The 9,377-nt window shown below is 48.5% G+C and carries 7 protein-coding genes; 2 read left to right on the forward strand and 5 right to left on the reverse strand.

The features are described from left to right. Positions 1 to 109 precede the first annotated feature (109 nt). From METBU_RS23870 to METBU_RS0109880, 5 genes are all read right to left on the reverse strand, one after another. Complete coding sequence (locus METBU_RS23870; protein WP_138767089.1) at positions 110 to 853, reverse strand: hypothetical protein; 744 nt, start codon at positions 851 to 853, stop codon at positions 110 to 112. Between the two features lie 97 nt (positions 854 to 950). Further along, positions 951 to 2,702, reverse strand: coding sequence for a putative porin (locus METBU_RS0109865; protein ID WP_017840466.1), 1,752 nt, complete (start codon positions 2,700 to 2,702; stop codon positions 951 to 953). 21 nt (positions 2,703 to 2,723) lie between these two features. After that, a complete protein-coding gene (locus METBU_RS0109870; RefSeq protein ID WP_017840467.1) occupies positions 2,724 to 3,377 on the reverse strand; it encodes an energy transducer TonB family protein in 654 nt (217 codons plus the stop codon). Positions 3,378 to 3,384: 7 nt separating this feature from the next. Then, on the reverse strand, positions 3,385 to 3,789 hold the full coding sequence (locus METBU_RS0109875) for an ExbD/TolR family protein (protein ID WP_014149416.1): 405 nt from the start codon (positions 3,787 to 3,789) through the stop codon (positions 3,385 to 3,387). Between the two features lie 76 nt (positions 3,790 to 3,865). Continuing rightward, positions 3,866 to 5,674: a DUF2341 domain-containing protein gene (locus METBU_RS0109880; RefSeq protein ID WP_017840468.1), complete on the reverse strand. Its 1,809-nt coding sequence runs from the start codon at positions 5,672 to 5,674 to the stop codon at positions 3,866 to 3,868. Positions 5,675 to 6,153: 479 nt separating this feature from the next. Between METBU_RS0109880 and METBU_RS0109885 the strand changes: the two genes are divergently transcribed. Next, positions 6,154 to 7,659 (forward strand): hypothetical protein, encoded by a 1,506-nt coding sequence (locus METBU_RS0109885; RefSeq protein WP_017840469.1) that lies wholly within the window; start codon positions 6,154 to 6,156, stop codon positions 7,657 to 7,659. Between the two features lie 124 nt (positions 7,660 to 7,783). Next, entirely contained in the window at positions 7,784 to 9,373 is a 1,590-nt protein-coding gene (locus METBU_RS0109890; RefSeq protein WP_017840470.1) for a ShlB/FhaC/HecB family hemolysin secretion/activation protein, read from the forward strand. Positions 9,374 to 9,377: the final 4 nt, after the last annotated feature.

Raw genomic sequence — 9,377 nt, forward strand, 5'->3', positions numbered from 1 at the left:
CGATCTGGGGATCGCTCCCACATCAGAGACCTCAAGTGCCACCCGGCAGGACGGGTTTTGCAAACCCGTCCGTAACATTTTGATATTGCTATCGTTAGCTATTCCTTCTTTAGCTGCCTTCCTCTTGACTTTGAATATCGTCAGGCTCTTGAATTTCTTCAGGTTTTGAATCTTGAGCGGATTCCTGCATTTCATCTACGATTTCTGTCTCTTCGTAAACTTCTTCAGGCTCGGTCTTGCGCCTGTATTGTTGCTCGATCAATTTGTCTTCGTATTCCTGAATGATGTTTTCGAGTTCAACGCTTTTGAATTGAAAAACCGGCTCGGCCTGCACTAGTCGCGCCCAAAGACTTTGCCCGCCATAATCTTTGAGCATGTCTCGAGTTGCTTGATACATCTTGATATTTTTATTCTCGCAGGAATCCAGTTCCGAAACGGTAAATTCTTGGAGTTTTTGCAGCTCGGCATGCTCCAGGCTCAATTGGTTTTTGGACTGATTCAATACCTTATATTTTTCGACAACTTCGACCAATTTCCCATGAGTTTGATCGAGCCGGCCGCGAACCGCTTCAATGGTACTTTTTTGCGTGTCCAGCTCGCCGCCCAGTTTTTCTTCACGAGAAACCGCCGCTTCATGCTGCTCTTTCAGCGTTTCGATCTCGGCGGCCAGCTTATCGTTTTCTGCTTTCAAGGCATCGCGCTCGGCGGTCATTTCGCGGACCATCGCCTGCAGCTTGTTGATGACACGCGCGCTGCCGCCGTCGTCTCGCCTGGCTGCCTGAGCATAAACGGCATTCGATAACAATGAGGAAACAAACAAAACGGCCAAAAAATTTGAAATGATCTTGATCATAAGATTTGATGATATTCGGAAATTGATCACAATTGGCCGTCCGGACAGGACAAACATTGGCTCGCCTCTTCTATAGATTTCACGGCTCACCACAACCTTAAAACTTGGTGTTGATATCGATTTGGAAAACGTCGATACCATAAGGCGGCCCGGTTATCGCTTCTGCGGTTAGCCAGCGGCTAGTTAACCAAACATTGTTGAGCAGCGCATAGTTAGCCCCGAGAATCCAGCCTTTAGCATTCGTGCCGCCGAGGTGAAAGTCCGAATCCGAAAAGGCATCGACTACCGCATCGCGTTCGACCCGTTTATAGGCGACAAAAGTACTCCAATTGCCTTTTTTATCGACTCTCAACCAACCCAAGTCGGCACGTAATTGCCAAGCGGTAGTTTGTTCGTCCACTGCCCCGCTGCCCAAAGCGCCGCCTAATACTCTCGCGGCTGCCACTTTTTCGCTGTCGAAGCCGATGTTCTTTGCATAATCACCGGATAACGTTAAGTGAATCGGATCAAATAAGGCCATATCATAGCGTGCGGTAAAATTGACAATTTTAAACTCAGACGCTAAACCAACCATACCGGGAAATTCGCTGGGTAAAGGATCATTAAATGCACCGTCACGACAGATTGTTGCCAGCGTATTACCGCCTTGCATGAATTCCGGCATCGAAGCGGTATTTTCACGAGAATTGACATCGCAGGTACCGGATGCGGTTGATGTATTCGGCCTGGCTGTGATATTTTTAAAATCATAATAAGCCAAAGCCATTCTCAGATTGTCTTTATTTTTAAATCCCCAGTCCAAACCAACCTGTCCGCCGAACAGCCATTTATCGTTATGACTGAATGGAGCTTCCTGCAGCGGAAAAGCCCCACCTGTCGCATAGAGTACTCGTGCGCCGTCACCTAAACCATTAGACAATCCTAAGTTGTATCGATAAGTCGCCGCAAAACCTTCGAATGACAAATCGGTATCCCAAACCAACTCGGAGCCACTGGTGAACTCCCCCCCTCCAACGAAAAAAGGATTTTTGATACGTCCGCCCATCAGAGAAAGCCAATTAAAACCGAAACTGTCGACATCGTCGTATTGAAGATAGGCCCGGTCGATGTTGAAGTCATAACGATCGCCTGTTTGCCCCATGGTTTGATTTGTTGAAACGGGATCTCTGAAATTACCGGTCGATAGACGGATTCCGGCTTCTAAACCTTCCGCGATATCGGCATCGATGCCCAACCGAAAGCGTTGCCGAAAGCGCTGATTGTTCGTCGTAGTATTTTCGATAAGGTCCAACCCCGCATTTCTGGCACCGCCCAGTTGATTGATTGCTTGTCCATTCGGATAAAAAGGGAAAATACTCAAGCCGCTGGCATTTTCATCGGCATAAAAAACCGGCTCATACCGCAAACGCAAATCCCCCGACAACTTAAATTTTCGAGTCCATTCCGGCAAGGCATCGGCCAAACCCCAACCTTCTTCCTTGGCCTTACTGATTACGTCACCGGTAACATCTTCGCGCAATTCCGCGCGGATCTCATCGCGAATTTGATCCTTGATAAAATCGGGAATATAGGAAACCCGGACTTCGTCGTCGGCGAGTTCGCCAACCGATGCCGCATTGCTTAGCGCCGCGGCGGTCCTTGCTTGCGATGCGATCTTCCCAGCTTCGGCTTCGGCTTCCTTGAACATCGTTTCAGCGGTTTCTTCGGTCAAAACGCCTTGTTTGACCAATTGCTTGATTAGGCTTTCGGTCGTGCTGCGCAGTTTCAGCAATTCCTCTTTTTCACCGGCCTGCACCGGCCCTAAAACGCTCAACAACACTAAGGCCGTGACAGCCTTTTTCTGTAACATTGTCTTTCCCATTAACTGAAGTTAAATGCGGTTCGTAATTCGAAATTTGATCGGCTGTTTCATCCCGGCCGGCGGGGCTTTATTGATTCGTTTCAACTTGGAGAGCGTCATTTGCAACTTTTCGTCGATCCGAGCATCGTCACTGCCCCGGACCAATTCAAATCGAGTCACATTACCTTGCTTATCGACCCAGATACGAACCGTCGCCGTGTAACGCGTTCTACGTAAATCGTCGACCTCGGAAATCACCACTTGCATTTGATTCCTGATAATATTGCCGTACCAAGCGTTGGGATTGCCGCTCAACAATCCGCGCCCGCCTTTCCGTGCAGCCAAGCCAAAGCCGTCGGAACCGGCGCTGCCGTCAGCATCAAGTCCCAAACTATCGGCAGGCGGCGCATCGTCGACATCCGGGAGATTTTCAGGCTCCGGATCAGGCTCCGGGATCTTTTCCTCGATCTTTTCCGGCTCGGGCGGCTTCTCAATTTTCGGTGGGGGCGGAGGAGGCGGCGGCGGCTTCAACAAGGTAATCGGCTGGATTTTTTTTTGCGGACGCTCGTCGCTGTCTTGCTTGAAATTGCTAATGCCGTAAATTATCAGAGCCACCAAAATCAAACCAATCACGCCGCCGATGATCTTCGGCAGATGCACCTTCCAGCTTTTGTGTTTACTCATAACCGCGTTATTTGACTAGGTTCTGCGTCACCAGACCGATCTGCGTAATATCGATGCGGCCCATTAAAGCCAATACATCAACAACGTTCTGATATTGCACGGTCGCATCGCCTTTGATGATCACTGGCAATTCCGGATCAGCCGCACGGTACTGTTGTAGTAATGATTCCAACTGCTCCAACGTTACCGGATAGGTATCGAGAAAAATCGTACCGTCGGCCGTGATCGTGATTGCCTTGGTTTTCGGCTTGGCCAAACTCGGTGTATCACTGGCTTTCGGTAAATTGACGGTGATTCCTTGCACGGCGGCCGTGGTCATGATAATGAAGACGATTAACAACACATAGGCCAAATCCAACATGGACGTGACATTGATATCGTCGTAACTTTCCAGTTCTTCTTTGTAACGCATAATAAATAACTCGTTCGTATTTGGTCAGAGCGAGACTAAAGATACTCGCTGCCTGGCAATTCAAGAGGTCCGCTGATTAATCGGAGTAACGCTCGGAGAGTTTGGCCGTAAACTCGTCGACAAAAATATACATATCGGCGGAAATCAATTTAATACGGCTATTCAAATAGTTATAACCGAACAAACACGGAATCGCGACAACCAGACCCGCAACGGTTGTAGCCAATGCCGCTGCAATACCGGGTGCGATCGCATTGACGTTAACCTCGCCGCTTGCGGCGATTTCGCCGAAGGTCGCCATAACCCCGATTACGGTACCGAGCAGACCTAAAAACGGACCTCCGGAAATAGAAATTGTCAGTAACACCATCAGACTATTGAGTTTTTGCGTTTCTCGAATCAAACAAGATTCCATCGCTGCTCGAATCGAATCCATGCCTTTATCGGTGACAAACGCCTCGGCAACATCGGCGCCGACACTCTTGGCAAGGCGATTGTGCAGTTCTTCTATACCGACATGATACAACCGGTAAACGGAAGACCCGGTAAAACGTTCATGCCCCCCGGTCAACGAAGCCAACAATGGCGAGGCATTGACCGCTTCGTCGTCCTCGGTATCTTCGTGGTTCAGCGCTTCCAATTCGGCAGTTTTCAACTTCATGAACTCGTCTTCGAAGTTTCTGTTTTCTTTATGATTTTTGATCAATACCAACGCCTTCGCGGCCATCACCAAAAAACTGATAACCAACATCACCGCCAATATTCCGATGATGATCCACCCATCGAGCGATACATGCTGCATCGTCGACATCACATGCGACCCACCGCCGCCTTCCGATTCCGGCGATAAATCTTCGCCGTACACCAATAACGGCGAAGCCTGCCCTTGCATCAATGCATCGAATTTGATCGCTTCTGCCGAACGCGGAGACTTGTAAACACTTAATTGATCGATCGCGCCGACCAATCCGCGCGCGCCATAGGCATCGCCACCAATGGTAATATCGCCGTCAAAGCCGGGAACTATTATCGAAAATGACCCGACCTCAGCACCGTTCAAATAAATCACTACCCTATCGGCAGTTACGATTGCAGCGAAATGGTGCCAACTTCCCGGAGTGAATGGTGTAGAAACGGGAAAAGTCTGCACCTCACCGGAAGCATCGGCAAGCTCTAAATTCGCCGTTTGTTCTCTAACAGAAAAAGTCAGGCTTCCTGTTGCTCCGGCTCTTTGAAAGACCACACCATCTTCATTCGGTTGATCGATTTTTAACCACGTAGACAAAGTCCAACCGGGATCGGATGCTGTCAGTAAAGACGCGGAAGCCGGTATTCGAACGATTTGCTCCCCTTCAAAAACACCTGCATGCCCAATCAAGCCGCCTTCCCCTGCCGCTGCAGTCGCTTCGGACGGATTATTCGCATAAGCGGTCATGTCGGCAACGCCATCTTTGGTAAACGGCAGGCTCAAGACTTGATCGACAGGAAAAACACCGGCCGCATCCTGCCCGTCAGGCGCCAGAGGATTGCTGTAATACATGTACAGAGTTGGTTCCGGGGCCGTTGCAATATCCTTCGGTAATTTGACCCAAATCAATGCCATTTCATTGATTGGGTCCAATTTTTCGATGTAGAACTTCAATGGCGTTTTGTCATCTCCCGCCATAAAGCGAATATCCTTTCCCAGATCCGCCACATCCATGAAATATGAAAAGTTGCCGGTGTGTAAACGAATCAGTGCAAGGGCATCATCAGGAACGCTAACTCCCGCCTGCGTGAGATCCAGATCTATTTTTTTCTTGTAACTCCAATCGGCGTTCCACCATGCGCAGGCCATTTGCGGCATCAGCATCAAAAAAAATAACAAAAATCCAAATCGTTTCATTGGTGCTCTCTTATTGCTTAACTTAAAGCAAAATTATTTCAGAGATTTATGACACGATTATGACGGTAGAAGCAGTATGACTATCTGATTTCGGCAAAAAATGCGCCGATCTTATTAATAAGGTGTAAAAAAATTGTGACAGACAACTCGAAGCAAAGTTATCAAGCTCAGATAAAAGAATTAAAGATGACTCATAGTAACGGCTGGCGCGAAAAATCATCGCAAACGTAATACATTTCATCAATATTTAACACAACTGTAAAACAGTAGACGCATTACTGTGAAAAAATTCTCCTAAGTCGAATGGCTTGATACGGAGCTGTTCCGTAAAGACATTTATTCAAAGCAATTTATTAGCTCACCGCTACTTTAAAGAATTTGTTTGAAAGTGTCTTTTAGAGAGCTTTTTAAATATTCAAAGGCGTGTGTGAATTTTTACATTTGCAACCATTTCCATCAACTCTTACGAGAATTTAATCATGAAAAAACATGCGTTAACGGCTGCTTTGGCGGCTCTTTCTTTAACCGGGTTTTCCGGCGCGGCACAGGCCTGGACACCTAGTGATACGCCCGACCTGGAGCTGTTCATGTCCGGCGCTACCGCAATGGACAATGCCATGACTAGTATGTTCAACAATATCTGCCAAGACACCGATTATTACACCGATCCCAATAATGGTGCCGGTTACCGAGCCTTCTTTTGCACCTTGACCCCGGCTAATGTCCCTGGACTGTCGGCGCCAAAAAAAGTCCTGTTCATCAAACGCTCGGCGGGCGGTTCGGCACAAGGCGTCAATCCGTTAGCCGAAGAGTCGCAACTGGATGCGTTGAATATCTTTAACAACAACTGTACCGAAGACACTGCCGGCGGAAAAAAATGGACATGTACCATCAACAACCCGGGCGATTTGACGCCAAAACATCCCAATATCGGTATTTCCGATGTAGACCCTTTTATGTTCCGAGGCCGGAATACGCCTAAGGGTTTCAAACCGATGACACAGCGTAGCATCCAAGCACTGGAAGTCAGAGCGGTAGCTGCATTGATTTTTGGTGTGCCGGTAACCAATGGTTTATATGATGCGTTGCAAACCGTTCAGATAGACCGGGGAGAACTGCCCGGCTCCTGTTCCAAGGGTGAATATACCGAAGAATGTATGCCCTCTTTGAGTAAACAGCAAGTCGCTTCATTGATCACGGGCCAAATCAAAAGCTGGGATGAATTCATCGTCACGAAAGACGGCGTTGATCATCCACTGACCCAATATCCCGGCGTCACTCCACCACAGAGTGATCTGATGCATTACTGCAAAAGGGTCGACGGTTCCGGTACCGGCGCCCAACAATATGCGAAATTCCTGCACCATCCATGTACGCGCTGCGCGATGGAGCCGATGGTTTCGGATCCGGTAATCTCCGATGATAATCCGTTTGAGGGTCCCCGCGTTTTCGAAAACTCCGGTTCCGGCAATATGGACAGATGTTTGGATGACTTCGGCAAAGGCACCAATACCAGCGGTTTAAACAGCAACATCAATGGACAAGCAGTGACCGCATGGGCAATCGGCCAACAAAGTTTGGAAAAAAATGCCAATAACGCATTTGCCTATAAGTTCATAAAAATCGACGGTTATGCGCCCACTTTGAAAAATGCGGCCAACGGCACTTATATGGATTGGGTGGAGCCGACTTTCCAATGGCGTAAAACCGGTGCAGGTTCACCATCCGGCGATACGTTGGCAATCATTGAAAAAATCGTAGTCGATGCCGCCAACCCAACAACGGTTGCCAGCGTTCTCAATCAAACATCCAGCTATACTTTCGGAAAATCAGGTTATTTGGCGGTCGCCAGTAACGGTCACCCCTTCTCGCACATTGTCGATGAAAACGCTCCGGTCATAGGTTATTCGCATGCCGCGGGCGGTCTATTGGATAACTGTAATGTCCCGGTGTTGTTGAAAATCGATTCCGACAAGCCTTTATAAGTAATCCTCTAATCCTAACCACCCCTCTGGAATACGTGTCTGCAATAGACCGAGCAAGGATGCACCTTTATTTACAGCCTCCGTCCTGCGGGGGCTGTCCTGTTTGTAACATGCTAACAATTCTATGATTAAAAAGGTTTTTTCGACGATTCGTTGGTTAGTTGTCGTGGTTATGTGCTTAACAAGCTCAATAACACTTGCCGAAGACGAAAATCACTTCGACCTATGGGAGCTTAGAGTCAAAGGCAATACGTTGCTGGACCGTAAAACCATCGAACGGGGAGTCTACCCTTTTCTAGGCGAAGATAAGAGCATCGATACCGTGGAACAAGCCCGCGCCTCACTGGAAAAAATCTATCACAGTCAAGGATACCAAACAGTCGCCGTGGACATTCCGGAGCAGGACGTCGTCGGAGGCGTGGTGTATTTGGAAGTGACCGAGGGCAAGGTATCCCGTTTACGCGTGACCGATTCGCGTTATTTCTCATTGGGTCGTATCAAAGCCAAAATTCCGGAATTAGCCGAAGGAAAAGTGCCTAATATTCAAGTCATGCAACAGCAGTTAGCTGACCTAGGTAAGGAATCGTCAGACCGAAGCGTGGTGCCGATATTACGAGCCGGCGAAACGCCCGGCACGGTTGAGGTGGATTTAAAAGTCAAAGACAGCATGCCCATTCACGGCAAAGTCGAAGTCAACGGCAGAAATGTCGCCAATACTAGCCGCTTAAGGACGATCGCATCGTTACGCTACGATAATTTATGGCAAAAATTCCATAGCGCCTCATTCATGTATCAGACCTCGCCCGAAAAGCCGGAAGAAGTCGAAGTCTTCGTCGGCACTTATGTCATGCCCTTGCTCGATACCGATGCCAAACTCGCTCTGTATGCGGTCAGTTCGTCCTCGGATTCGCAAATTGCCAGCGCCGGCGCCTTATCGGTCATCGGCACCGGCGATATTTACGGCGCCCGATTGATTTTACCGCTGACCGGCAAAGATCATTATTCACACAGCTTTACTCTTGGCGTCGATTACAAGTCCTTTGCCGAAGACCTCAATTTACTCGGGGCCGACACCTTAAAAACTCCGATCACTTATTTACCGTTCATGGCTCAATACAACGGTACGGTCAGCGATGAGAACTCCCTGCTGTCATTCAATTTAGGCGTGAATTTTTCAATTCGCGGCCTCGGTAACGATGAGCAGGAGTTTGCCGACAAACGCTTTCTGGCCAAACCGAATTACCTGATGCTCAACGGCGGCATCGATTATAAGTACAACCTGCCTTGGGGAATGGATTTTGTCAGCCGTATATCCGGTCAAATCGCCGATTCGCCTATTATCAGTAACGAACAATACTCGATCGGCGGCGATGACAGTGTTCGTGGCTACTTTGAAACTCAAGTACTGTCAGATGACGGCGTGCAAGGTTCGATCGAATTATATTCGCCGAGATTGCTCCCTTTTGACAGCGACTGGGAAGCCGTCAATACCTTTCGGGGCCTAGTCTTTTTAGATGCCGGACGAGGTTGGATAAAAAGCGCACTGCCCGGTATCGATAACAAAATTAATTTGGCCAGCGGCGGCGTCGGCCTTCGGTTTCAGGCGTGGAAATATTTGGTTGCCAATCTGGACGTGGCATTTCCGTTTATTTCGCAAGGCACGATCGAAAGCGGTGACCCCCGGCTGCATTTTAGAGTCGCTGCCGAATTTTAGAGGT

The sequence above is a fragment of the Methylotuvimicrobium buryatense 5G genome (assembly GCF_000341735.1).
GTDB classification, from domain to species: domain Bacteria; phylum Pseudomonadota; class Gammaproteobacteria; order Methylococcales; family Methylomonadaceae; genus Methylotuvimicrobium; species Methylotuvimicrobium buryatense.